The organism is Lysobacter brunescens (genome assembly GCF_042677005.1).
In the GTDB taxonomy this organism is placed as follows: domain Bacteria; phylum Pseudomonadota; class Gammaproteobacteria; order Xanthomonadales; family Xanthomonadaceae; genus Lysobacter_I; species Lysobacter_I brunescens.
In genome coordinates, this window is sequence record NZ_JBHTIF010000001.1 from 2,594,131 (window position 1) to 2,618,185 (window position 24,055).

Annotated in this window: 18 protein-coding genes; 5 read left to right on the forward strand and 13 right to left on the reverse strand. The window is 66.2% G+C overall.

Annotated features, from left to right (window positions below):
* Positions 1-9: 9 nt before the first annotated feature.
* The 6 genes from ACFQ0E_RS11560 to ACFQ0E_RS11585 all read right to left on the reverse strand — a co-directional run bounded on the left by ACFQ0E_RS11560 (position 10) and on the right by ACFQ0E_RS11585 (position 5,272).
* Complete coding sequence (locus tag ACFQ0E_RS11560; RefSeq protein WP_386823788.1) at positions 10-846, reverse strand: phosphatidate cytidylyltransferase; 837 nt, start codon at positions 844-846, stop codon at positions 10-12.
* Positions 843-1,637 (reverse strand): polyprenyl diphosphate synthase, encoded by a 795-nt coding sequence (gene uppS, locus ACFQ0E_RS11565; protein ID WP_386823790.1) that lies wholly within the window; start codon positions 1,635-1,637, stop codon positions 843-845. Before uppS ends, ACFQ0E_RS11560 begins: the two co-directional genes overlap by 4 nt.
* A gap of 13 nt (positions 1,638-1,650) precedes the next feature.
* Positions 1,651-2,208, reverse strand: coding sequence for a ribosome recycling factor (gene frr, locus ACFQ0E_RS11570; RefSeq protein WP_386823792.1), 558 nt, complete (start codon positions 2,206-2,208; stop codon positions 1,651-1,653).
* 144 nt (positions 2,209-2,352) lie between these two features.
* A complete protein-coding gene (locus ACFQ0E_RS11575; RefSeq protein ID WP_386823794.1) occupies positions 2,353-3,333 on the reverse strand; it encodes a cation diffusion facilitator family transporter in 981 nt (326 codons plus the stop codon).
* Positions 3,334-3,366: 33 nt separating this feature from the next.
* Complete coding sequence (locus ACFQ0E_RS11580) at positions 3,367-3,603, reverse strand: hypothetical protein (protein WP_386823796.1); 237 nt, start codon at positions 3,601-3,603, stop codon at positions 3,367-3,369.
* Between the two features lie 79 nt (positions 3,604-3,682).
* Positions 3,683-5,272 carry a peptide MFS transporter gene (locus tag ACFQ0E_RS11585; protein ID WP_386823798.1) on the reverse strand — a complete coding sequence of 530 codons (1,590 nt, stop codon included), beginning with the start codon at positions 5,270-5,272 and terminating at the stop codon, positions 3,683-3,685.
* Between the two features lie 143 nt (positions 5,273-5,415).
* On the opposite strand from ACFQ0E_RS11585, the gene ACFQ0E_RS11590 reads away from it, so the two are divergent.
* Together ACFQ0E_RS11590 and ACFQ0E_RS11595 are read left to right on the forward strand one after the other, a co-directional pair.
* On the forward strand, positions 5,416-7,503 hold the full coding sequence (locus tag ACFQ0E_RS11590; RefSeq protein ID WP_386823800.1) for a S9 family peptidase: 2,088 nt from the start codon (positions 5,416-5,418) through the stop codon (positions 7,501-7,503).
* Between the two features lie 152 nt (positions 7,504-7,655).
* Positions 7,656-8,918, forward strand: a complete 1,263-nt coding sequence (locus tag ACFQ0E_RS11595) for a DUF819 family protein (protein WP_386823802.1) — start codon at positions 7,656-7,658, stop codon at positions 8,916-8,918.
* Between the two features lie 97 nt (positions 8,919-9,015).
* Here the strand turns inward: ACFQ0E_RS11595 and ACFQ0E_RS11600 are convergent, their stop codons facing one another.
* The 4 genes from ACFQ0E_RS11600 to ACFQ0E_RS11615 form a co-directional block, all read right to left on the reverse strand.
* Positions 9,016-10,998, reverse strand: a complete 1,983-nt coding sequence (locus ACFQ0E_RS11600; RefSeq protein ID WP_386823804.1) for an alpha/beta hydrolase family protein — start codon at positions 10,996-10,998, stop codon at positions 9,016-9,018.
* A 156-nt stretch (positions 10,999-11,154) separates the two neighbouring features.
* Positions 11,155-12,744 carry a leucyl aminopeptidase gene (locus ACFQ0E_RS11605; protein ID WP_386823806.1) on the reverse strand — a complete coding sequence of 530 codons (1,590 nt, stop codon included), beginning with the start codon at positions 12,742-12,744 and terminating at the stop codon, positions 11,155-11,157.
* Between the two features lie 171 nt (positions 12,745-12,915).
* Complete coding sequence (locus ACFQ0E_RS11610) at positions 12,916-13,128, reverse strand: YbdD/YjiX family protein (protein WP_137853383.1); 213 nt, start codon at positions 13,126-13,128, stop codon at positions 12,916-12,918.
* Positions 13,103-15,160, reverse strand: a complete 2,058-nt coding sequence (locus ACFQ0E_RS11615) for a carbon starvation CstA family protein (protein ID WP_386823808.1) — start codon at positions 15,158-15,160, stop codon at positions 13,103-13,105. Before ACFQ0E_RS11615 ends, ACFQ0E_RS11610 begins: the two co-directional genes overlap by 26 nt.
* Before the next feature lie 253 nt (positions 15,161-15,413).
* Between ACFQ0E_RS11615 and ACFQ0E_RS11620 the strand changes: the two genes are divergently transcribed.
* Positions 15,414-15,908: a TspO/MBR family protein gene (locus ACFQ0E_RS11620; protein WP_386823809.1), complete on the forward strand. Its 495-nt coding sequence runs from the start codon at positions 15,414-15,416 to the stop codon at positions 15,906-15,908.
* Between the two features lie 317 nt (positions 15,909-16,225).
* Here the strand turns inward: ACFQ0E_RS11620 and ACFQ0E_RS11625 are convergent, their stop codons facing one another.
* From ACFQ0E_RS11625 to ACFQ0E_RS11635, 3 genes are all read right to left on the reverse strand, one after another.
* A complete protein-coding gene (locus tag ACFQ0E_RS11625; protein ID WP_386823810.1) occupies positions 16,226-17,605 on the reverse strand; it encodes a glycoside hydrolase family 19 protein in 1,380 nt (459 codons plus the stop codon).
* Between the two features lie 51 nt (positions 17,606-17,656).
* A complete protein-coding gene (locus ACFQ0E_RS11630; RefSeq protein ID WP_386823811.1) occupies positions 17,657-18,253 on the reverse strand; it encodes a hypothetical protein in 597 nt (198 codons plus the stop codon).
* 716 nt (positions 18,254-18,969) lie between these two features.
* Entirely contained in the window at positions 18,970-19,257 is a 288-nt protein-coding gene (locus tag ACFQ0E_RS11635) for a SymE family type I addiction module toxin (RefSeq protein WP_386823813.1), read from the reverse strand.
* A gap of 372 nt (positions 19,258-19,629) precedes the next feature.
* Between ACFQ0E_RS11635 and ACFQ0E_RS11640 the strand changes: the two genes are divergently transcribed.
* Both ACFQ0E_RS11640 and ACFQ0E_RS11645 read left to right on the forward strand, forming a co-directional pair.
* The gene (locus tag ACFQ0E_RS11640; RefSeq protein WP_386823815.1) at positions 19,630-21,309 is read left to right on the forward strand and encodes a site-specific DNA-methyltransferase; all 1,680 of its coding nucleotides are present in this window, start codon (positions 19,630-19,632) and stop codon (positions 21,307-21,309) included.
* A 1-nt stretch (position 21,310) separates the two neighbouring features.
* Complete coding sequence (locus ACFQ0E_RS11645) at positions 21,311-24,001, forward strand: DEAD/DEAH box helicase (RefSeq protein WP_386823817.1); 2,691 nt, start codon at positions 21,311-21,313, stop codon at positions 23,999-24,001.
* The last annotated feature ends 54 nt before the right edge of the window (positions 24,002-24,055 follow it).

A 24,055-nucleotide genomic window follows, 5' to 3' on the forward strand; every position in this document is an offset into this window, starting at 1 on the left:
GCGCCAGGTTCAGAAATCGAACAACAATTTGCCCAGCGCGAACACCGGCAGCGCGGCGAGCACGCTGTCCACGCGGTCGAGCACGCCGCCGTGGCCGGGAATGAGGTTGCTGGAATCCTTCACGCCGACGTGGCGCTTGAGCAGGCTCTCGAACAGATCGCCCACCACCGAGAACAGGATGGTCCACAGCGCTACCACTGCGATCGCCGGCAGCTGGCCCACGCTCGCGCCGGCCAGCGGTGCCGCGGCGACGGCGACGATCATGCCCGCCACCGCGCCGCCGATCAGGCCCTCGACGGTCTTGTTCGGGCTGATGCGCGGGCTGAGCTTGGTCCGACCGAACTTGCGGCCGACGAAGTAGGCGCCGCTGTCGGCCGCCCAGACGATGGCCAGGGCCAGCAGCAGCCAGCGGTTGCCGTGCGGCTGGCTGGCATGGATCAGCGCCAGGGCGCACCAGGCAGGGATGATGCTGAGCGTGGCGGCGGCGAGCTTGAACACGCGGCCATGGCGGGCGTGGTCGGAGCCGAAGTCGTAGAACCGCAGCCACAGCGTGGCCAGGCACCACCAGCCGACGCCGATCATGGTCATGATCTGGAACAGCACCAGTGACCCGCCGGTCTCCGAGCGCGAAGCCCAGACCAGGGCGACCATCAGCATCAGGTTCACCACCATCAGCACACCGCGTGCGATGGGGTCTTCGATGTCGGTCAGCTTCAGCCATTCCCACAGTGCGATCAGGAAGGCCGCCGCGCTGACCGCCGCCATCCAAGGAGTGGGCAGCAGCAGGACGGCGGTGATCGCCAGCGGGGCCATGACCAGGGCGGCCAGCGTGCGCGTCTTGGTCATGCGTCGATCCTGTCGGCGGAAGGGGAAGCGTCGGTGCCGGCCTGGGCCGAACGGATCTGGGCACCGGTGAGGCCGAAGCGGCGCTCGCGGTTGGCGAAGTCGGCGAAGGCGGCGTCGAGCAGCGTGGCATCGAGGTCCGGCCACAGCGTCTCGGTGAACCACAGCTCGGTGTAGGCCAGCTGCCAGAGCAGGAAATTGCTGATGCGGTGGTCGCCGCCGGTGCGGATGAACAGGTCGGGCGGCGGCAGGTCGGCCAGCGCCATGTGGCGGGCGACCGCCGCTTCGTCGATCTGCTCGGGACGCAGGCGGCCTTCGGCGACCTCGACCGCCAGCGCACGCGTGGCGTGGGCGATGTCCTGGCGGCCGCCGTAGCTGGCGGCGATGGTCAGGTGCAGGGAGGTGTTGCCGGCGGTGCGCGCCTCGGCGTCGCGCATGCGCGCGAGGATGTCGGGCTGGAAGCGGTCGCGATCGCCGATGAAGCGCAGGCGCACGCCGCGACGATGCAGTTCATCGACCTCGCGCTCCAGCGCGGCGAGGAACAGCTTCATGAGGCCGCCGACTTCCTCCTCGGGCCGGCCCCAGTTCTCGCTGGAAAAGGCGAAGAGGGTCAGCGCCTCGACGCCGCGCGCCAGGCACACGTCGATGCAGACGTTGACCGCGCGCGCGCCGGCGCGATGGCCGATCAGGCGCGGTCGACGGCGCCGCTCGGCCCAGCGACCGTTGCCGTCCATGATGACGGCGAGGTGGCGCGGGACCCCGGGATGCGGTGCGGCGGATTGTGGCGAAGGCATGCCGGAACGGGCCTCAGACGGCCATCAGTTCCTGTTCCTTGGCCTTGACCACCTCGTCGACGTCCTTGATCGCCTTGTCCGTCAGCTTCTGGATCTCTTCCTCGCTGCGGCGCTCCTCGTCCTCGGTGATCTTCTTTTCCTTCAGCAGTTCCTTGATCTGCTGGTTGGCGTCGCGGCGGATGTTGCGGATCGCGACCTTGGTGTCCTCGCCTTCGCCGTGGACGTGCTTGGACAGTTCCTTGCGGCGCTCCTCGGTGAGCGGCGGCAGGTTGATGCGGATGACGGTGCCGGCGGTGTTCGGGGTCAGGCCCAGGTCGGAGGCGTAGATGGCCTTCTCGACCGCCGCGACCATCTGCTTCTCCCACGGGGTGATGGTGAGCGAGCGCGCATCGGCGACGGCGATGCTGGCGACCTGCGACAGCGGCATGTCCGAACCGTAGTAGTTGACCTTCAGGTGCTCGACCAGCGAAGGCGAGGCGCGGCCGGTGCGAACCTTGGTGAGGGTGTGGCGCAGCGCGTCGATGCTTTTGGCCATGCGCGCCTGGGCGTCTTTCTTGATGTCGTTGAGCATGCCGGTGGGTCCTGTCTCGAATGGTGGGGCGACGGCGCCCCGCGCGCGGGGCGGCCGGAGGGCCAAGGTCGTCGATTATATGCGAAGCGGCGGGCCGGGCCCTCCGGGCATGGCCGCGGCGGTGGCCGCGCGTCCGCCCGGCGGTCAGTCGCGCGGCACCATGCCGTGCGGCGCGCGGTCGTGGCGGTCGTGCTCGCAGGCCCGGCCGTGTTCGATCTGCAGGGTCGGGTGGTTGATGCCGAACTTCTCGTCCAGGCCGTGGACCACGGTGTCGAGGAAGGCGTCGTGGTCGTCCGTCGCCGGGCGCACGAGGTGCGCGGTCAGCGCGATCTCGCCCGCGCCCAGCGACCAGATGTGCAGGTGGTGGACCGCGTGGACGCCCGGCTGGTCCGCGAGCCAGGCGTGGACCGCGCTCTGGTCGACATGGCGCGGCACGGCGTCCATCGCGGCCTCGAAGGCATCCCGGAGCAGGCGCGTGGCGGTGACCGCCACCACCACCGCCACCAGCAGGGCCGTTGCCGGGTCCAGCCAGCGCCAGTCGAACCAGAGCATGCCGAGTCCCGCCAGCACCGCCGCGAGCGATACGGCGGCGTCGCCGATCAGGTGCAGGAAGGCGCCTCGCCGGTTGAGGTCGTGGCTGTGGCTGTGGCCGCCATGGCCATCGCGCATCAGCCAGGCCGCGCCGAGGTTGATCGCGATGCCGATCGAGGCGACCACGATGATCGGCATCGGTGGAATCTCCGGCGGCGACGAGAACCGGCGCACGGCTTCCCACCCCAGCGCACCGCTGAAGCCGACCAGCAGCAGGGCATTGCCGAGCGGCGAAAGGAGGGTGGCGCGTCGCCAGCCGTAGGTGTGGCGTTCGGTCGGCGCGCGGCGGGCCATCGAGGCCGCCGCCCAGGCCATCGACAGGCCCAGCACGTCGCCGAAGTTGTGCAGGGCGTCGGACAGCAGGGCCAGCGAATCGGTCCAGAAGCCGTAACCGGCTTCCAGCACGGTGTAGGCGAGGTTGATCAGGGTCGCGATCGCGAACGCGCGGGTGCCGGTGGCGAAGCCGTGGCTGTGTCCGTGCCCATGGGCATGGCCGGCGTGGTCGTGCGGTGTGTGATGGTCGTGCGCAGGCATGCCGGCATTCTGCGCCGCAGGGCGCTGCGGACACTATCCGCCCGCTTCTCCGCTTGCCTGTCCGCCCGTCGCGACGCGGCGGGCATGCACGAACAGCGCGATCGCCAGCAGCGCGAACAGCGCCGCCGCGCCCAGGAGCAGCCAGCCGCCGCCGGCCGCGAGCCGGTCGGTCAGCCAGCCGTAGGGCCGGTCTCGCTGCGGCAGGGCGTACAGGCCCGGCAGCAGGACCAGCGCGGTGCCGGCCAGGGCGCTGCACACGGACGGGGCCACGCCGAGCCACCAGGCGATGCGCCTGGTGACCCGCGCACGATGGCCATCATCCCCGTTGCTCCCGCCGCCCATCAGCGCATCACTCGCGCGTCAGGCGCTTGAGCAGCGGCGTGGCCAGGAACAGCAGAGCACCGGCGGCCAGACCGATCCACATCATGTTGGTGAAGACGTTCGCATACAGCGCGAGCGCGGCCGCCACGTCGTACTTGCCGGCGGCATCCGGTTCGATCGCGGCCCAGGTGCCGAGGCGGCCGGCGATGATCTCGCCGAAGGCGGAGAACAGGAACCACGCGCCCATCATCAGGCCGACTGCGCGCGGGATGGACAGTCGCGTCACCGCCGAGAGGCCCACCGGCGACAGCACCATTTCGCCCATCACCAGCACGGCGTACGCCAAGATCATCCACCACAGGCTGGTCTTGCCGCTTTCGCCCGGGTTCGCGGCGGCGAAGGCGAGGATGCCGAACGACAGGCCGCAGAACACCAAACCCCAGGCGAACTTCGCCGGATAGCTCGGGTTGAGGCCGGTCTTGTCCAGCTTCGGCCACAGCCAGGCGAAGGGGAAGCTGAAGAGGATGACGCACAGTGCACCGATGGCCGTGGTCTGGCCCGCCGTCCATTCGATGCCGAAGGTGGTGCGATCCATGCCGATCTCGGCCATCAGCACCCACGGGCCATAGGTCTGCTCGTACAGGCCCCAGAACAGCGCGCTGACGGTGATGAGCACCATCAGCATGATCATCCCGCCCTTTTCGCTGCGCGACAGGCCCGAGAACATCAGCTTCACGAACCACACGTACAGCGCGGCGCCCATCACGACCGCGACCACTTCGGTCAGGGTCACCTGGTGTCCGCCCATCAATGCCGTGAGCGGGCCGAAATCGATGCGGGTCTGCAGGACCTGCCAGACCACCACGGTGAGCACCAGCGCGCCCAGGTAGATCAGCCATTCGCGCGACAGTCCTGCGAACGCTGCCGTCTTCAGCATCACCGGATCGGCCGGTTCGGCGTGGTTGTGCAGGTGCTTCTGGCCGATGACGAACTGGATCAGGCCCAGCGCCATCATCACGCCGGCCAGCGCGAAGCCGTAGCCCCAGCCGATCTTCTCGCCGATCCAGGCGACGATCAGCGAGGACAGGAACGCGCCGACGTTGATGCCCATGTAGAAGATGGTGAAGCCCGAATCGCGGCGCGGATCGTCGGCGGAATAGAGGCGGCCGACGATCGTCGAGATGTTCGGCTTGAGGAAGCCGACGCCGACGCCGATCAGCGCCAGCGAGAAGTACATGACCTGGATCGCGAAGCCGTCGCGCACCGCGTTGTCGGGCGTGGTGCCGGTGGCCGCGCTGCCGGTGTACGCCATGCCGAGCTGGCCGAGCACCAGCAGGATGCCGCCGAACAGCACGGCCTTGCGCATGCCCAGGTAACGGTCGGCGAGCAGGCCGCCGAGCAGGGGCAGGGCATAGGCCAGGCCGGCGTAGGTGCCCAGCAGCAGCGTGCCGTCGGCCTGGGCGAACAGGTGGTGCTTGACCAGGTACAGCAACAGCAGCGCCTTCATGCCGTAGAAGGCGAAGCGCTCCCACATCTCGGTCATGAAGCAGACGTAGAGGCCCTTGGGATGGCCGAAGAGTTCGTCCTGTGCGGACGCGGCGGGAGCGGTGTTGGACACGGCGGGTTCCGGGTGATGTGACCGGCGGAGTATGCCAGCCCCGGACGCCCGGACGGCAAGGTATGCATGGTGGGCGGGCTATCCCGGGGGCGGCCGATCGGCCTAACATCGCGGTTTTCCCACGCTGCCCCATCGGAAAGCCCATGTCCCCGATCCGCTCCCCGCTGTGCCTGGCCCTGGCCGCCTGCCTGTGTTTCCCCGTTGCTGCCGACGCCGCCCGTGGCCTCGAAGGCCGCGACCTGGCCGGCATGGACCGCTTCTCGTCGCCCACGCTCTCGCCCGACGGCCGCGTGCTGGTGTTCGCCAAGCGCACGGTCGACCTCGACGCCAACAAGAGCAGCACCGGGCTGTGGATCCGCAATCTGGTGACGCGCGACATGGCGCCGCCGAAGCGCCTGACGCCGGAGGGCTGGAACGTCAATTCGCCGGCGTTCTCGCCGGACGGCAAGTCCGTGTACTTCCTCAGCGCGAAGTCCGGTAGCCAGCAGCTGTACGCGATGCCCGTCGCCGGCGGCGAGCCGAAGCAGCTGACCGATCTCCCGACCGACGTCGGCGGCTTCCTGCTCTCGCCGGACGGCAAGCGCGTGGCGCTGGCCGTGGAGCTGTTCGCCGAGTGCAAGGGTGACCTCGACTGCTCGAAGAAGCGCGTCGACGCCCAGGCCGCGCGCAAGAGCACCGGCGTGCTGTACGACAAGATTTTCGTGCGGCATTGGGACACCTGGATGGACGGTCGCCTCAACCGTGTCGTCGTGGCCTCGCTGCCGGCCGAAGGCACGGCGAAGACCGGCACCCTGGTCGGTGCCGACGTGATCGGCGACGTACCCTCCAAGCCCTTCGGCGACATGAGCGAAGTGGCATGGTCGCCGGACGGGAAGCAGCTCGTGCTCTCGGCGCGCAAGTCCGACCGCACGGAGCCGACCAGCACCAACTTCGATCTGTATCTGGTCGCGGCCGATGGCAGCGGCACCGCGAAGAACCTCACCGCCGCGAACCCGGCCTGGGACACCGGCCCGGTGTTCGCGAAGGACGGCAAGACCCTGTATTACCGCGCGATGAAGCGCCCGGGCTTCGAGGCCGACCGCTTCGCGCTGATGTCGATGGACCTGGCCAGCGGCAAGACCCGCGAGATCGCGTCGAAGTGGGATGCGTCCGCGGACGGCATCACGCTCTCGGCCGATGGCAAGTCGATCTACACCACCGCGCAGGAACTCGGTCGCCACCCGCTGTTCTCGGTGTCGATCGCCAACGGTGAAGTGACCTCGATCCACAAGGACGGCTCGGTGTCGGCGTTCCAGCTGGCCGGCAACACGCTGGCGCTGTCGGTCAATTCGATGAAGACCGGCGACGTCATCCACACCACCAGCGCCGACGGCAAGACGCCGCTGCGCAAGATCACGCCGAACGCAGGTGAATTGCTGCCCGACGTGCGCTTCGGCGACTACGAGCAGTTCAGCTTCATCGGCTGGAACGACGAGACCGTCTACGGCTACGTCGTGAAGCCGTGGAACTACGAGGAAGGCAAGACCTATCCGGTCGCGTTCCTGATCCACGGCGGCCCGCAGGGCAGCTTCAGCGACGGCTGGAGCTATCGCTGGAACGCGCAGACCTACGCCGGTGCCGGCTATGCCGTGGTGATGATCGATTTCCATGGCTCCACCGGCTACGGCCAGAAGTTCACCGATTCGATCAGCGGCCACTGGGGCGACCGCCCGCTGGAAGACCTGCAGAAGGGCTGGGCGGCGGCGTTGAAGAAGTATCCGTTCCTCGATGGCGACCGCACCTGCGCGCTGGGCGCGAGCTACGGTGGCTACATGGTCAACTGGATCGCCGGCAACTGGTTCGACGCCCAGGGCAATTCGCCGTTCAAGTGCCTGGTGAACCACAACGGCGTGTTCGACACCCGCTCGATGGGCCTGGTCACCGAAGAGCTGTGGTTCACCGAATGGGAATTCGGCGGCACCGTGCACGACAAGCCCGAGAACTACGAGCGCTTCAACCCGGCGCGCCACATCCACAAGTGGAAGGTGCCGATGCTGGTGGTCGCCGGCCAGAACGACTTCCGCGTGCCGATCGACCAGAGCCTGTCCACGTTCACCGCGCTGCAGCGCAAGGGCATCGACTCGCAGCTGCTGTACTTCCCGAACGAGAACCACTGGGTGCTCAAGCCGCAGAACAGCATCCACTGGCATGACACCGTGAAGGCCTGGCTGGACAAGCACACCGGCAAGTGATCGCCGAGGCACGTCGTTCAGCATGAAGGAAAAGGCCCCGGTCGATGCCGGGGCCTTTTCGTTGGATCGGCGCTGCCCGCGTCCTCGGCAGGTGCGCGCCGGCTCCGGCTCGGGCATGATCCGGGGCCGTTCCACATCCGAGTCGACCGCCCATGGCCGCACCCGCAGCATCCGATGCCTCGCCGCCGATCATCGACAACGACATCGTCGTCTTCGGCCTGATCGCCGCCACCCTGGGCGCGATCTTCTGGACCGCATCGCGCGAGCAGGGGCCGCTCAAGCGCTTCTACGCGATCGTGCCGCCGCTGCTGCTGTGCTACTTCATCCCTGGCATCTACAACACCATCGGCCTGATCGACGGTGGCGCCAGCAAGATCTACAACCCGGTCGCCAGCCGCGTGCTGCTGCCCGCGGCGCTGGTGTTGCTGACGCTCTCGGTCGACCTGCGCGCCATCCTGCGCCTCGGCCCGAAGCTGCTGGCCATGTACGCCACCGCGTCGATCACCGTCATGCTCGGTGGCATCGTCGCCTTCGTGGCGTTGCGCGCGGTGTTCCCCGAGGGCATGGGCGGCGATACCTGGGCCGGCATGGCCGCGCTCGCCGGCAGCTGGATCGGCGGCGGCGCGAACATGATGGCGATGAAGGAAATCTTCGACGTCGACGCCACCACCTTCGGCCAGTTCGCCGTGGTCGACGTGGCGGTCGGCTACGCGTGGATGGCCACGCTCATCTTCGTCGCCCAGCGCGCCGCGCGCATCGATGCGCGCTACGGCGCCGACACCACCGCCATCGACGAACTGAAGGAGCGCATCGCCGCCTACAAGGCCCAGCACGAGCGCATCCCCACGCTGACCGACCAGATGCTGATTGTCGGCATCGCCTTCGGCGTGGTCGGCCTGGCCCATGCCATCGCGTCGCCTGCGTCGCAGTGGTTTGGCGCCAATGTCGCCTGGGCCTCGAAGGTGAGCCTGCACGAACCTTTCGTCTGGGTGATCGCGATCTCGACCTTCGCCGGCATCGGTTTGAGCTTCACCGGTGCCCGCCGCCTCGAAGGTGCGGGAGCTTCCACGTTGGGCACGTTGCTCCTGTACTTCCTGATCGCCGCGATCGGCATGCAGATGGACATCCTGTCGCTGTTCGACCGCCCGCACCTGCTGCTGCTCGGTTTCGTGTGGATCGTCTGCCACATCCTGCTGCTGTGGGGCATGGCGCGTCTGTTGCGTGTACCGCTGTTCTATTTCGCGATCGGCTCGCAGAGCAACATCGGCGGCCCGGCCTCCGCACCGGTGGTGGCCTCGGCCTTCCATCCGGCGCTCGCGCCGGTGGGCGCACTGCTGGGCACGCTCGGCTATGCAACGGGGACCGCGCTGGCGTACGCGATGGGCCTGATCCTGAAATCCCTGGCGGGCGCCTAGATCGTCGTATCCACGCTGTGGCGGCGACAGCGCGAACGTGCAAAAAGAAAACGGGCCGCATCATGCGGCCCGTTTTCGTGTTGCCTGGCGAAGCCTCTTACTTGGAGGCTGTCGCCGGTGCGGTGCCTGCCGGGCGACCACGGATGTGGCGCGCGAAGAAGTTCAGCATCTCGGTGTACAGCTTCAGGTTGTTCTCTTCCTTGTAGAAGCCGTGCATTTCGCCGCTCTGGATGATCATGCCCTCCGGCGGATTGCCGGCGTTGATCAGCGCCTTCTGCATCGCCTCGGTGTTCTCGGGCGGGCAGCGCGCATCGCGGGCGCCAGCGGCGAGGTAGACCGGGATCTTGATCTTGGCGGCGTGGTTCACCGGCGACATCGCGGCGCGTTCTTCCTTCGTCTTGCCGAGCGCGCGCAGCATGTAGCGACGGCCGCCTTCGGACTCGCTGGTGTCGCTCTTGGTCATCTGGATCTCGGCGTCGTAGGCGCCCACGTAGCCGAACGCGCACTTGAACATGCCGGGCTCGCGCGCGGGGGCCATCATCGAGGCGTAGCCGCCGAAGCTGCCGCCGTAGATGCAGATGCGGTCCTTGTCGGCGTAGCCCTGCTGGATCGTCCACTTCGTGGCATCGATGATGTCGTTCATGATGTCGGTGGCCCAGGTGCCGTAGCCCTTGTCCGAGAACGCCTTGCCGAAGCCGCCGGAACCGCGGTAGTTCACCTGCAGCACCGCGTAGCCGCGGCTGGCGAACAGCTGGGTTTCCCAGTTGAAGCCCCAGTCGTCGCGCGGGCCGATCGGGCCGCCGTGCACGTTGACGATCATCGGCAGGTTCTTGCCGTCGCTGCCATTGGGAATCGTCAGGTAGCCATGCACCTTCAGGCCGTCACGGGTGGTCAGCGAGATCGGCTTGACCGTGCCCATGCGCTTGCTGTCGATCCACTGGCGGTTGCGCATCAGGAAGCGCGCCTTGCCCGTGGCGCGGTCGTACAGGTACAGATCGCCCGGATTGCGGTCGCTGCTGACCGACACCACGATCTGCTTGCCGTCGCGCGTGGCGCTGCTGAAGTTCACGAAGCTGTCCGGGAAGGCCTCGGCCAGCGAGGCGTACACGGCCGTGTCCGGATGCTCGTCCTCGATGACGGTGATCTTCGGCTTGCCCGCGGCGGTGACCACGGCCAGCACGGTCTCGCGATCGGCGGAGGTGATGTAGGTCGAGGGCTCGGAGACCGGATCCTGGAACAGCGACTTGAACTCGCCCGTCGCCGAATCGATCACGCCGAACGCTTCCGGCGCCTTGCCGTCGCTCTGCGTCGCATAGATGCGGCCGTCGCCCGAGGTGCCCATCACCGACAGCATCTTGCCCGAGGACTTGGAGCTGTTGATCAGCGTCCACTTGCCGTCGTCGCCGCGGCGGTAGAGCTCGTTGCTCTGGTCGTAGTTGCCCTGCGCGTCCTCGTCGTCGTAGCAGACCGCGTAGCGCACGGCCTTGTCCTTGTCGAGCGCCATCTCGCAGTTCTCGCGCGGCGCGCGGCCGATGCTGGTCCAGCGCCCGCTGGTGGTGTCGACCTGCACGACTTCGGTGTTCACGCCTTCCGACGAGCGCGGATAGCTCATCGTCATCAGGATCTTGCCGTCTTCGTTCTGCGGGTTGTCGAGCAGGCTGAAACGCGCCTGCGTCGGCGTCGCATCGCGCTTGGCGAAGTTCAGCACGCGCGGCATGCTGCCGTCGGCATTGACGCTGTACCACTCGCCGGTGCCGAAGGGCTGCGCGAAGCGGCCGAACTTCCTGATCGAGCTGAACATCAGCCGCGTCGGGCTGACCCAGTGGAACTGGCTCACGCTCTTTTCGTCGGGCAGGGTGTTGACCTTGACGATGCCCAGGTCCTTGGTGCGCATCACCACCAGCACGTCCTGGCCTTCGCGGTCGACGGTCATCGCGAGGTAGTCGCCGTTGGGCGAGATCCGCACGCTGCTGTAGGTGGGATGGCGCACGAAATCCTGCACCGGGATGTCGGCGGGTTCGGCGGCATGGGCGATCTGCGAAGCCCCGACGAGGGCGAGCGCAAGAAGAGTTCGAAGCATGTGGTTCCCCGGAAGATGTTGCACGTACGGATCAGGTCTGGATCGCCGGGGGCAGTGAGCTACGGCCCCTGGCTGACCCCCGATCCTAGTGCATTTCGCGAAAAACCGACCGTGCCGGACGTCGCGGTGGCTGCGGCCGCGCGCGCCGCCGGGCCCTCAGCGCCCCGCTTCGATATGGTCGCGGACGTAGCGGTCCAGCAGGCGCACGCCGAAGGCGGATGCGCCGGTGGGCATCGTCGGCAGGGCGCTGTCGTCGCGCCATGCCATCGACGCGATGTCCAGGTGCGCCCAGGCCACGCCCGGCTGCACCCAGGCGCCGATGAAGTGCGCGCCCACGCCGGCGCCGGCCCGGCCGCTGCTGCCGCCGTTGCGCAGGTCGGCGATCGGGGATTCCAGGTCCTTCGCGTAGCTTGGGTGCAGCGGCAGGCGCCACAGCTCCTCACCCGACGCGCGGCCGGCGGACAGCAGGGCGTCGGCGAGGGCGTCGTCGCGGCTGAACAGGCCCGCGTATTCGTCGCCCAGCGCGGTCGACACCGAACCGGTCAGCGTGGCCACGTCGATCAGCACGCGCGGCCGGTCGCGGGTCTGCACGAACCACATCGCATCCACCAGCACCATGCGCCCCTCGGCGTCGGTGCTCATGATTTCGTAGGTCTTGCCGCTCATGGTGCGGATCACGTCGCCCGGTCGCGCGGCGTTGCCGGACGGCATGTTCTCGGCCAGCGCCGCCACCGCGATCGCGTTGACCTTGGCGCGACGCTTCGCCAAGCCCAGCACGGTGCCGGTGACCGTGGCCGCGCCGGTCATGTCGTACTTCATGCGCCACATGTTCTCGCCGGGCTTGATCGAGATGCCGCCGCTGTCGAAGGTGATGCCCTTGCCGACGAAGGCCACCGGCGCTTCGCCAGCTGGAGCGCCGCGATAGCGCACCACCAGCAGGCGCGGCGGCCGGGCGCTGCCCTGGCCCACGGCCAGCAGCGACTGCATCTTCAGGCGTTCCATCGCCGGCACGTCCAGCACCTCGATCTCCACGCCCGGTACGTCTGCAAACGCAGCGCGCGTGCGGTCGACGAAGCTCTCGGGGTAGATCACGTTCGCCGGCTCGGTCACCAGGTCGCGGGCGAAGCGCACGCTGTCGGCGACCGGGCGCCACTGCGATGTCCACGCCGAGCGCGCGGCCTCCGGGTCGCTGATGCGGACCACCAGCGCGCCCTGTCCGGGTTTCGGCGCGTTGCCGCTTTCCGTCTTGTAGATCCCGAACCGGTATTCGCCGAGCGCCGCGCCGAAGGCGAGGTGCGCACCGCCCGCCGCCATGCCTGCCTCCGGCCACAGCAGTTCCATGCGCGGCGCCTTGCTCGACGCCCCGGCGCTGCCGGCGAGGGCGCCGATGTCCTCCAGCAGGCGCGGCGTGATTGCGTCCTCGCCGCGCCCGATCACCGTCACCTGACTGAAGGGCCCGATCCCGTGCAGGGTCAGGCTCGTGCCGCGCTTGCCCTCGAACGCCGCCGAGGCCACCGCACGCGACAAGGCGCCACCGCTGGCGCGATCCACATCGAGGAAGGCGCGATCCTGCGTGCCGCCCTGGCGCATCGTGACCACCACCGCGCCCTCGGCCGGCACCGTGTATGCAGCGAAATCCGGCGTGCGCTGGGCCAGCGCCGTCGTCGGCAGCCAGGCCACGGCCAGTGCGAAGAGGAGGGCGGGCAGGCGGGCATTGCGTTGGGTCTGCGACTGAAGCTTGCGCATCACGGGGTCTCGTGAAGGGACGATGGGGACGCAGCGGCGGGGCCGGCTGCGCGACGGTTGCTGGGCCACGCTGGGAGCAGTCGCAAGGAGGCTACCCTGCCGATGTCATGCGCCCGTCGATCGGATCGAAAGCCGCCAAGGTGTGTGCAAAGCGATGGCCAAGCGCATGCCTCAGCAGCAGCGCGAAGCCCCGCGCCCGTAGCGCGCCTGCATGCGGTCGGCGAAGAAGGCCTCGCGGTCCAGCGGCTCGCGGTCCGGGTGCACCCGGCGCATGTGCGCCAGGTACACGTCGTAGTCCGGCACGCCCACGATCAGGCGGCCGGTCTGGGCCAGGAAACGCCAGAGCGCGCGGACGCGCTCAGCGAACGGCATCGAGCGCGACATACGCGTTTTCCTGCGCCGTCGGGCCCTGCGCGCGATGCGCGGCGAGCATCGCACGGATCGCAAACAGCACCATCAGCACCACCACGCCCATGAACAGCACGCACAGCGCGGCATCGAGCTGGTTGTTGAAGACGATGCGCTCCATGTCCTTCAGCGATTTCGCCGGCGCCAGCACCTCGCCGCGCGCCAGCGCATCGCCGAACTTGCTCGCGTTGGCCAGGAAACCGATCTTCGGATCGGGATGGAACAGCTTCTGCCAGCCGGCGGTCATCGTGCACACCAGCAGCCACACCGTCGGCAGCGCCGGGATCCACAGGTAGCGCGTGCGCTTCATCTTCACCATCGCCACGCACACGAAGATCAGCGCCATGCTCGCCAGCATCTGGTTGGCGATGCCGAACAGCGGCCACAGCGTGTTGATGCCGCCCAGCGGATCGACCACGCCCTGGTAGAGGAACCAGCCCCAGCCCGCGACGGCCAGACCGGTGCAGACGATGTTCGCGGTCCAGCTCTCGGTGCGGCGGAAGGGCGCGTACACCGTGCCGATCACTTCCTGGATCATGAAGCGCGCCACGCGCGTGCCGGCGTCCAGCGTGGTCAGGATGAACAGCGCTTCGAACAGGATGGCGTAGTGGTACCAGAACGCCATCATGCCGCTGCCGCCGACCATGCCGTGCAGGATCTGCGCCATGCCCACCGCCAGCGTCGGCGCACCGCCGGTGCGCGACAGCACCGTGGATTCGCCGATCTCCACCGCCGTCGCGCTCAGCATCTCCGGCGTGATCACGAAGCCCCAGCCCGAGATGGTCTGCGCCGCCGATTCCACCGTCGTGCCGATCAGGGCAGGGGGCGAGTTCAGCGCGAAATACAGGCCCGGGTCGAGCACGCAGGCCGCGATCAGCGCCATCACCGCGACGAAGGCCTCCATCAGCATGCCGCCGTAGCCGATCATCCGCGCATCGCGCTCGTTGTCGAGCATCTTCGGCGTCGTGCCGCTGCTGATCAGCGCATGGAAGCCGGACACCGCACCGCAGGCGATCGTGATGAACAGGAACGGGAACAGCGAGCCCGAGAACACCGGGCCAGTGCCGTCGACGAACTTGGTCAACGCCGGCATCTTCAGCTCCGGCATCGCGACACCGATCGCGATCGCCAGCAGCAGCACCGTGCCGATCTTCAGGAACGTGCTCAGGTAATCGCGCGGCGCCAGCAGCAGCCACACCGGCAACACCGCGGCGACGAAACCGTAGGCGATCAGCATCCACGCCAGCGCCTTGCCGTCGAAGGTGAACGCCGGGCCCCAGGTCGGCGAATTCGCCACCGACTCGCCCAGCCAGATCGACACCAGCAGCAGGACCAGGCCGATGATCGACACCTCCATGATCCGCCCCGGTCGCAGCCAGCGCAGGTAGACGCCCATCAGCAGCGCGATCGGGATGGTCATCGCCACCGTGAACGTGCCCCATGGACTCACGGCCAGCGCCTTCACCACCACCAGGCCCAGCACCGCCAGCAGGATCACCATGATCGCGAGGATGCCGATCATCGCCACGCTGCCCGCCGCATTGCCCATCTCGCTGCGGATCATGTCGCCCAGCGATCGTCCGTCGCGGCGCACCGACAGGAACAGCACCATGAAATCCTGCACCGCACCGGCCAGCAGCACACCGAACAGGATCCACAGCATCCCCGGCAGGTAGCCCATCTGCGCCGCCAGCACCGGACCGATCAGCGGCCCCGCACCCGCGATCGCCGCGAAGTGGTGGCCGTACAGCACGCGCTTGTCGGTCGGCACGTAGTCCAGGCCATCGTTGCGCCGCCACGCCGGCGTCGCCCGCGTCGGGTCCAGGCCCAGCGCCTTCTCCGCGATGTATTTCGAATAGAACCGGTAGCCGATGGTGAAGATCGACACCGCCGCCGCGACCACCCAGAACGCGCTGATGGTCTCCCCGCGCGACAGCGCCACCGTGCCCAGACAGAACGCCGCGAACAGCGACAACAGCGCCCACCCCGCGTACTTCGCCACAGCCATGCCTCACTCCCCGGTTGCCCGGCCGTCCCGGCCGAAGGCGGAAGGGTGGCCCGGATGGTCGGGCCGGTCAATCGCGCCCATCCCTCCGCTTTTGTAGCAGGGCCTTCAAGCCCGAGCTTTTCCCGGGATGTCGATGGCCGCGCTCCCCATACACCCCCGCATGCCCTCCGCATCCGTCCCGAACCAGCGCCCGTAAGCTGTCCCCGAGCCACCGCACGCAGCACATCCACCTTCCACCTGCAGGACGCCCGCCATGAACGCATCCCTCGCAACGCCCCAACCCGTCCGCTGGTGCTGGCCGGTCCTCCTCGGCTGGATCCTCCTGTGCTTCGCCAGCGCCGTGCCCGCAGCATGGTGGCCCCCGGGCGACTGGTACCTCGCACTGAACAAACCAGAATGGCACCCGCCCACCTGGGTCTTCGGCCCCGTCTGGTCCACGCTCTACGTGATGATGGCCGTCTCCGCCTGGCTGGTCTGGCAGCAGGGCGGCTTCGCCCGCCAGCGCCGCGCGCTCACGCTCTTCCTGGTCCAGCTCGTGCTCAACGCCGCCTGGTCCCCGCTGTTCTTCGGCCTCAAGCAGCCCGGCGTCGCCTTCGCCGAAATCCTCCTGCTCTGGCTCGCCATCCTCGCCACGATCATCAGCTTCCACCGTATCCACCGCCTCGCCGCCTGGCTGCTCGTCCCCTACATCGCCTGGGTCAGCTTCGCCGCCTTCCTCAACGGCACGCTTTGGCAGCTCAATCCCTGAGCGCAGCACCCGCGACGCCTGTCATCCCGAGCGAACGCGAGGGACCTGCTTTACGAACAATGCCGAATCGCTCCCTCCCTCGCGCGCGGGGGAGGGCCGGGGTGGGGGCGAACGCACGAAGATCGGTCGGGACCTGCTGTCCATTCGCCCCGTCGCACATCGTCCTCCTGAAAGTCGCCCCCTCGAACATCGCCCCCTTTGCAAAAGGGGGCCGACCTCGCGCAGCGAGGGCGGGGGGATTTGCGCGGTGGCGCAGCCGCCGCGCCTCCCTCAGGCCACGACCAGGTGATCCTGAAAAATTTTGGATAAACCGCCACTCAGGCCATCGATGGCCCGCGAATCACCGGGCCTTCCTGCGTTTCGGCTCGTGACTGCGTCTGCGCAAGCGCCTGCTGTTGTGCAAGCGCCTGATTGACGTCAGCCACGATCCGGCTGCTGTCATCTATGGACTGCTGCAGCAATTCTCCGACCTTGCCGACCCCTGTCCTTGCCCACTCGGCGCTGGGGTCTTTCGTGTCCGACATCGCCACTTGCGTGCCATCCGCGCTGAATCTTGCGAACCCGACGCCGTTGACGAGTCCACGATCGAACGCGACGGACGTCAGTCCCGCCGCGAGGACTTCGTCTTTCGCGCTCGGCGCGATACCCATTGCCGTGCAGCGCTCGCGAGTCAAATCGAGGAAGAACGAATAGGTGTCGTGATTCGGGTGCCCTGGATCGTTCAGTGGCAGTGCTTCCATCGCGGCGCCCTGGCGTGGAGGAACAACCGGGCCAGGCGCACGCGGGCCTTCCGCCGCGGGGGCGGGTTCCTGCGGTCTCTGCTGCACGGCACGCTCGATAGCTTCCAGGGTTGCGGGATCTGCGCGCCCGGTGACCGGCAGGTCATGCCCCTGCTGGAAACGTCGCACACCCTGCTCCACGCGTTCGGTGAAGATTTGGCCATCAGGAATTGCACGATTGCGGTCATCGCGCACATTCAAGGTGCGCAGGTCGCCGACCAGCTCGCGGACCTCGGCGCCCCGTTCGAGCCGGCGCAGGGCGTCGTCCTCCATTGCCGGTCTGCCGATTGCAGGTGCCACGCCACGGCCTGCCTGCACGCGACCCGCATCGAGGTCGGCAACGAATTCCGGCGTGAGCACGGCATGCCATGCGTCGTAGCGGTTGTGTCGGTCTTCCAGGCCGTTGTCGCCGCCATTGATGGCGCGCGTCGCGCGCGACACATCATCGCGATCCGCGACCGGCACCCGATCCTGCCAGTACCAGATCGCGATCCGCTGGGAGTTGCCGCGATCCGCGGCGAGCGCCGGGTTGCCCACAAGGTCGAGATCCAGCGCCCGCCCTGCATCCCGGTAATTGCTCTCGCCGGTCAACTGCGTGTAACCGCGGCCGCGATAGAGGTAGCCGTCTGCGACATCGTCGTTGCCCATCCGCCCGCCATACATCAGGCGCGCCAGCTCCTGCGGCCGACCCTGCAACGCTTCCAGTCGAGCCGCTTCCAATGCCTCGGCGCCTTCCCGCATCGCGGACTCCACCGGTATCTGCTGGATGCCCTGCGTGTATCTGAAGCTTTCCTCCAGACGGGTGAAGCCTTGCGATTCATGGCCCATCTGGCCCATGAAGTTCGCCATTTCCTCACGGGAGGTGATTCCTGCTGCCCGCGCTGCGCGCAGCATGTCGATTTCGTTCTGGGTCGGCATGGCCGTGATCCTTGTCGGCGGAAACTGCTGTCTTCGATCTGTTGCGTCGCCTCAAGGCAACGCATCCGCAGGGAATTCCGAGGCATCGAACGAGGCCAGCGATACCTCGCCGATTTCTTCGCGGCTCAGCGTGCGTTCCGTGCTTTTCCCGCCATCGGCGCGGTCGGATCCGCGATGCGTCACATCCGTCAGCCGCCACTCGCCGCCGGGTACCGGCGTGAACTCGAATTCGCTCGACCACATCTCGCGCGACCCGCCCTCGAAGCGCAGCGTGATCGCGCCCGGCGCGATGCGGATGCCCTGCAGCGGGTCGCCGATCATGCCGCCGCAACGACGGCAGCTGATCGCTCTCGGGCTCTCGATCGCCCGTTGCAGGCGGCCGTCCGCGTCGCGACGCAACAGCAGCAGCGTGCGCGGCTGGCGGGCCGCGCCATCCCCGGCGTCGAGCACGATCACCGCATCCTGGTCGCCATCCCCGTCGATGTCCCCGCGTTCGGCCAGTCTCAGGCTGGTGCCTGGAGGCAGGAACGCCGACAACTCGCCCTCCGGGGCAGGGGGCTGGGACAGCCCGGGCGGGGACGTACAGGCCGACAGCAGTGCCAGCGCCAAGGGCGCCCAGAGGCCGAGTGATCGCGGGGGTGACTGCATGACCATCCTGTCCTTGGCCCTCTCGGGCGAGCCTGCGCAGTGTAGGCAATCGCTCCGGCCGCCAACACCTGTCAGATCAATCGGATGCCTCGCGTCCCGACGTTTCGCGCACAAGAAATTCCATACGTCCCCGCATGCCGCGCACGCCCTGTCATCCCGAGCGAACGCGAGGGACCTGCTTTGCAAACGACGCCGCACATCGCCCCCTTGAACATCGCCCCCTTTGCAAAAGGGGGCCGACCTCGCGCAGCGAGTGCGGGGGGATTTGCGCGGTGGCGCAGCCGCCGCGCCCAGCCTTGCAGGAGGGCCTTCAGGCCCGAGCTCTTCCGCACCCCCACGCCCCCTCCAACCCCCACCGTTGCGCCTCCGAGCGCCGACGTTGCCCCTCAAACGGCCACGCATGCCCCTCCAACCGCCAGCGATGCCGCTTTTTTCGCCACACCGTGGCCGCCGAAGCCGCAACCTCGGCCCTTCCAGCGGCACGCGTGCCCCTTCGAGGGCCAGCGATGGCGCTTTTTTGGCCATCGCTGCGCCTGTCGACCGGCAACGTCGGCCCTTCGAGGCGCAACGCTGCCCCTCGGACCGCCATCGATGCCGCTTTTTTCGCCACGCATGGCCCTTCGAGGGGCAACGATGGCCCCCGCACCGGCACGCATGGCCCTCGCAGGGCCGGCGATGGCGGTCCAAGCGCCCTCGCCGGGCCGTCGGCGCGGGGCTCAGCCCGCCGGCTCGATCACCAGCCGCCCCGCATCCACGCGCACGCGGACACGCTGGCCGATGTCGAACCCCGCCCGCGCCAGCCACCGGCCGCTGAGGCGCAGCACCGGCGACCACCGCGTGCCCGTGCGGAACCCGTCGCGACGCAGGTCGCGCGCGGTGCCGTACAGCGTGGTCTGGCGATCGGGATGGGCCTCGTCGGTCGAGGCAACGGGCGCGGGGCTGGCAACGGGCGCAGCCGCCACGGCAGGCAACGGCGCAGCGCGCCGGCGGGTGGTCCTGGGCATGTGGATTTCCTAGCGTTGTGAGTGTTCGAATTCGCCCTCTTGTTCAAGAGAGGGCGGCCGGGTGCTTGAACACGGTGCTAGGCCCGCCCGCAGGTTTCCCCGTGAGGGTCTTGTATCGCTGCGGACACCCGGCCATAGGTGAAACTTGCCCGCCGTATGCACGCATACGGAAACGATGGGCGCAAAAAAACCGCCTGTCTGTCGGGTGCGGTATTCCGCCTAGCTAATGAAGGTGTGTTCAGCACCTGCCGCGACTGTAGGGCAGGGGGCGGGGAGGGTCAATATCGACCCGAACAGTGGTGCCTGGCGGTGTTCGCTTGCGTCTGTCTGGGCGGATAGACTGTGCCCTTCGCGTCATCACGAGACACTGCAATGCCCGAATTGAATTGGCTTGGCGACCAGAAGGCCCGCCGTGCCGCGCGCCACGTTCAATACCGCCTGCTGCAACCAGTCGCCGAAGTGGGCGAGCCCGGCAGCGAGAACCTGCTGATCCAGGGCGACAACCTCGACGCGCTCAAGAGCCTGCTGCCGCTGTATGCCGGTCGGGTGAAATGCGTGTTTATAGATCCGCCCTACAACACCAAGAGTGCGTTTGAACATTACGATGACAATCTGGAGCACAGCCAGTGGCTGTCGATGATGTATCCCCGTCTCGTGCTGCTGCGCGAACTTCTGAGCGAAGACGGAAGCATCTGGGTGACTATCGACGACAATGAGGTGCATTACCTTAAGGTTGCAATGGATGAAGTTTTTGGCCGGGTTAATTTTCTCGGAGATATCGCATATGAAAGATCCGGTGTTTCGGGTCTTGGGCAGGGCGGGGGGTTCTTGGTAAATACTCACGAAAGAATTCTTGCTTATGCGAAATCTAAGAAAAATTTTGTCGCCCATGATTTGTCTGGGGCGGGACCGCTTGAGCAGAAAGATATGAAGCGGTACAACCAGGTCATGGTCGATGCTGGCGTGAGAGAAGAGGTTGCGAGGTTTAAAGCTCCCTCTACTGGAGAGGATGTCGTTATATATCGGCATGCATCCTGCCAGATTTCATCCATCTCTCTTAGGAAATTCGACGAGAGAAAAGATGAAATTCTTAATGAGTACGTTGAGAATTTTCCAAAAATATTCAGACTTACAAGTGTGCAGGCGGAGAACGAATTTCAGAACAAGATCATGTCCCTTTGTGGGGATGGTCTGTATTCAGCAGATTATTTAGTTTCGCGTGGTAGAGCAAAGGGTGAAAATGTCACTACCTACTATGTAGGTCAACAAATCGTCGTATGGCTGTCGGATACCGCAAAGGTCGAAGCGGGGGAGGTGGTTCGAACGGGCAAGCTTTCCGATTTCTGGCCACATAGAGATATTCCGAAGGCTGATCTCGCAAATGAAGGTGGGGTAGATTTTCGAAGAGGAAAAAAGCCTGAGGCGCTTCTAGCTAGGATTCTTAGGATCTCGACAAAAGAGAAAGATATTGTTCTCGACAGTTTCTTGGGCTCCGGGACAGCTGCGGCTGTTGCGCATAAAATGGCGCGGAACTGGATTGGTATCGAGGCAGGAGCGCAGGCGGAAACTCACTGTTTTTTACGACTTTCGGACGTTGTTGCAGGGGATCAAACAGGCATTTCCCAGACAGTGGGCTGGCAGGGGGGCGGAGGATTTCGCTTCATGCGCTTGGGTGAGCCGGTGTTCGATGCCGAGGGGCGCATTCGTGAGGACGTGAGCTTTGCTCCGCTCGCTGCTTATCTTTGGTTTTTGCATACGCGCACCCCATGGGGCGATGCGCCGGCGTCGGGTGCGCGGAAAATGCCATCGCCTATCCTCGGTGTGCACGGCGAGACTGCGGTGGCGCTGCTCTACAACGGCGTGCTCGGAGATCGGCGCCCACAAGCCGGCAATGTTTTGACCCATGCGGTGTTCGAAGAGCTGCGGGCATGTTTTCCGGAGCACTCCGGTCCGTGGCTGATCTACGGCGAGGCCTGTCGCCTTGGCCCGGCCACGCTGAAGCGGTTCGAAATCACATTCAAGCAAATTCCCTACGACATCCGCCGGGGCTGACATGGACCTGACCCTCAAGCCGTATCAACAGGATGCACTGGCCGCACTGGACGCCTTCCTCGTCGCCGCACGCGGCTGTGCCACTGCCGATGAGATGCAGAAGGCTTTCACCGCCGCGCGTCTTGAGGCGTTGGGCGAGCAGGCACCGCTGTTGCCGTATCGCGTGTTCTCCAATGAACAACCGGAAATCCCGGTTACTTGCCTGCGCATCCCGACCGGCGGCGGCAAGACGCTGATGGCAGCCCACTCCGTCGAGCGCGCCGCGCGTCTGTACGCGGGGACTTCAGCGCCGTTGGCACTCTGGCTGGTCCCCAGCGACGCGATTCGCATACAAACGATCGAGGCGCTGAAGACGCCAGGTCACCCTTACCGTGATGCCCTGCTGCGATATTGGCCTGCCGAGCGGCTCAGCGTGCTGGACATCGCGGACGCCGGGCAATTGCGTGCCCACGACTTCGGCGAACGCGCCATCGTTCTGGTGGGCACGATCCAGACGCTTCGCGTGGACAAGACCCAGGGGCGGAACGCCTATGCGTATCGGGAAGATTTCGAGCCTCACTTCGCCGACGCGCCGGATGCGCCGATCTTCGAACGTGTGAGCGAAGCGGACCTTGCTGCGCAGCCATACTTGTCGCAGGCCGACATCGGCAAGATTAAGCGAAGCTTCGCAAATCTTCTGGCATGGCATCGGCCGATCGTGATCATGGACGAAGCGCATAACGCGCAGAGCGACTTGTCCCTCGCCGTTCTTGAGCGCATCCGGCCGGCTTGCGTGATTGAGTGGACGGCTACGCCAGCGTTGGGCCAAAACGTGCTCTATCACGTATCGGCTGAGGCGTTGAAGGCCGAAGACATGATCAAGTTGCCGATCGTGTTGGCGCCACATCCAAATTGGCACGAAGCGGTGCGTGATGCGGTTCTGACGCGAGCGCGTCTGGAAGAGGCGGCAAGCAGCGAGGTCGATTATGTTCGTCCGATCGCGCTGTTTCAGGCGGAAGACAGGGGGGGCGAGGTCACGTTTGAAATGCTGCAGAGGCATCTCATTGATGCGCACGGCATTCCGGCATCGCAGATCGCTATCCATACAGGTAGTCGCCGTGAATTGGACGGCGTCGACTTGTTCCAGCGTGATTGCCAGATCCGTTTCATCATCACCGTCGAAGCACTGAAGGAAGGTTGGGATTGTTCGTTCGCATATGTGTTCTGTACCGCGCAGAACATTCGGTCGAACACAAGAATGGAGCAGTTGCTTGGGCGCGTGCTGCGTATGCCATATGCGCGCAGGCGTACGGCAGAGGTTCTTAACCGTGCTTATGCGCATGTGTGCGGGCCAAGCACCGCACTGGTTGCAGGACAGCTGACCGACCGGCTTATTTCCATGGGTTTCGAGGAAATGGCGGCCGCGCGATACGTCCAGCCGTCGCTGGATGGTGGCGATCTCTTTACGCCGCAGGCGCCGCAACCTCTGGCGGTGGAAACCAGCTTCGAGGTGGAAGCCAAACACGTAGAGGCCATGGCAGCCCTCGTACAGGCGCTGCCCGATCAGGTACGGATGACGCCTGCCATTGAAGGCGGGGCGCCGGCAACGATGACTGTGACCGGCGCGTTGACAGCCGAGCTCATCGAGGCAGCGGTGGAGCGCTTGCCGCGCAACAAGGCAGTTCGAGAGGCCGCGATGCGGGTGCTACAGCGGCATCAGGTTCACGTCGAGGCTGCCGAGGCACCCAGCCAGCGCGGCGAAGTGTTCGCAGCGGTCCCCATGCTGGCGATCCCGCTGCAAGGCGAGCTGATGCTGTATGAGCCGGAGTTGTTGACCGAGCTCGCAGATTACTCGCTTACCGGCCTGCCTGCCGACCTGCCTGATCTGCGCCGGGAAGAGGCAGTGAAGCCATACCTTATCGATATCGAAAAAGGCAAGTTGGGCATCCGAGAGGACCACGCTCAATATCGGCTTGATCTGGATGAAGGCGACGAGGGTGTCAGTCGCGAGACCCTCATCCGAGCGCTTGATCGCCGGCTGCGCCGCGATGCTCTGTTGCAGCCCGACATGATTGCGTGGTTGGGTCGCTTGCTAGACAGTCTTGATTTGGCCGGATTCGATCTTGCCTATCTCCTGCGGCATTTGAATTCCGTGGCAGATGCGGCTTCGGAGCGGCTGGATGCCTTGCTCAGGGGGCAGCGACGGACTGCCTTCCAGCAAAGCCTGGCGACCCCTGCCGCTGCGCCGACATTGAATGAGCACTTCTCGTTCCGGTTCGACCCGCATGCCTATCCTGCTCGTTGGTTGTACGAAGGCAAGTATCGCTTCCGCAGGCACTATTATCCGAGGCCCGGCGAACTCAAGCCCGAGATCGATGCTGAGGAAACTGCCTGTGCGATTGCGTTGGACCAGTTGCCGCAAGTGCGCTTCTGGGTACGCAATCTCGAAAGACAGCCATCGCATGCGTTCTGGCTGCCGACATCGACCGACCGCTTCTACCCCGACTTCGTTGCGCAATTGGACGATGGCCGTTTGTTCGTCATCGAATACAAGGGCGGCGATCGTTTCAGCAACGATGATTCGCGAGAGAAGCGCACTATCGGCCAAGTCTGGGCGTCGGCCAGCGGTGGGCGGTGTGTGTTCTTGATGGCAACGGACAGGAACACTGTGGGTGTCTCCGTTGAAGAACAATTGCGACGGACGATTGAATGATCTGCGTAAGTAGAGTTCAGGTTTGCGCGCTGGTGATTCACCAATGCATGTGCT

Coding starts and splice junctions, on each gene's coding strand:
- ACFQ0E_RS11575 (WP_386823794.1), bottom strand. CDS start 3,333: ATGCCTGCGCACGACCATCACACACCGCACGACCACGCCGGCCATGCC.
- ACFQ0E_RS11600 (WP_386823804.1), bottom strand. CDS start 10,998: ATGCTTCGAACTCTTCTTGCGCTCGCCCTCGTCGGGGCTTCGCAGATC.
- ACFQ0E_RS11610 (WP_137853383.1), bottom strand. CDS start 13,128: ATGTCGCGCTCGATGCCGTTCGCTGAGCGCGTCCGCGCGCTCTGGCGT.
- ACFQ0E_RS11630 (WP_386823811.1), bottom strand. CDS start 18,253: ATGCAGTCACCCCCGCGATCACTCGGCCTCTGGGCGCCCTTGGCGCTG.
- uppS (WP_386823790.1), bottom strand. CDS start 1,637: ATGCCTTCGCCACAATCCGCCGCACCGCATCCCGGGGTCCCGCGCCAC.
- ACFQ0E_RS11645 (WP_386823817.1), top strand. CDS start 21,311: ATGGACCTGACCCTCAAGCCGTATCAACAGGATGCACTGGCCGCACTG.
- ACFQ0E_RS11635 (WP_386823813.1), bottom strand. CDS start 19,257: ATGCCCAGGACCACCCGCCGGCGCGCTGCGCCGTTGCCTGCCGTGGCG.
- ACFQ0E_RS11640 (WP_386823815.1), top strand. CDS start 19,630: ATGCCCGAATTGAATTGGCTTGGCGACCAGAAGGCCCGCCGTGCCGCG.
- ACFQ0E_RS11560 (WP_386823788.1), bottom strand. CDS start 846: ATGACCAAGACGCGCACGCTGGCCGCCCTGGTCATGGCCCCGCTGGCG.
- ACFQ0E_RS11625 (WP_386823810.1), bottom strand. CDS start 17,605: ATGCCGACCCAGAACGAAATCGACATGCTGCGCGCAGCGCGGGCAGCA.
- ACFQ0E_RS11595 (WP_386823802.1), top strand. CDS start 7,656: ATGGCCGCACCCGCAGCATCCGATGCCTCGCCGCCGATCATCGACAAC.
- ACFQ0E_RS11590 (WP_386823800.1), top strand. CDS start 5,416: ATGTCCCCGATCCGCTCCCCGCTGTGCCTGGCCCTGGCCGCCTGCCTG.
- ACFQ0E_RS11605 (WP_386823806.1), bottom strand. CDS start 12,744: ATGCGCAAGCTTCAGTCGCAGACCCAACGCAATGCCCGCCTGCCCGCC.
- ACFQ0E_RS11615 (WP_386823808.1), bottom strand. CDS start 15,160: ATGGCTGTGGCGAAGTACGCGGGGTGGGCGCTGTTGTCGCTGTTCGCG.
- frr (WP_386823792.1), bottom strand. CDS start 2,208: ATGCTCAACGACATCAAGAAAGACGCCCAGGCGCGCATGGCCAAAAGC.
- ACFQ0E_RS11620 (WP_386823809.1), top strand. CDS start 15,414: ATGAACGCATCCCTCGCAACGCCCCAACCCGTCCGCTGGTGCTGGCCG.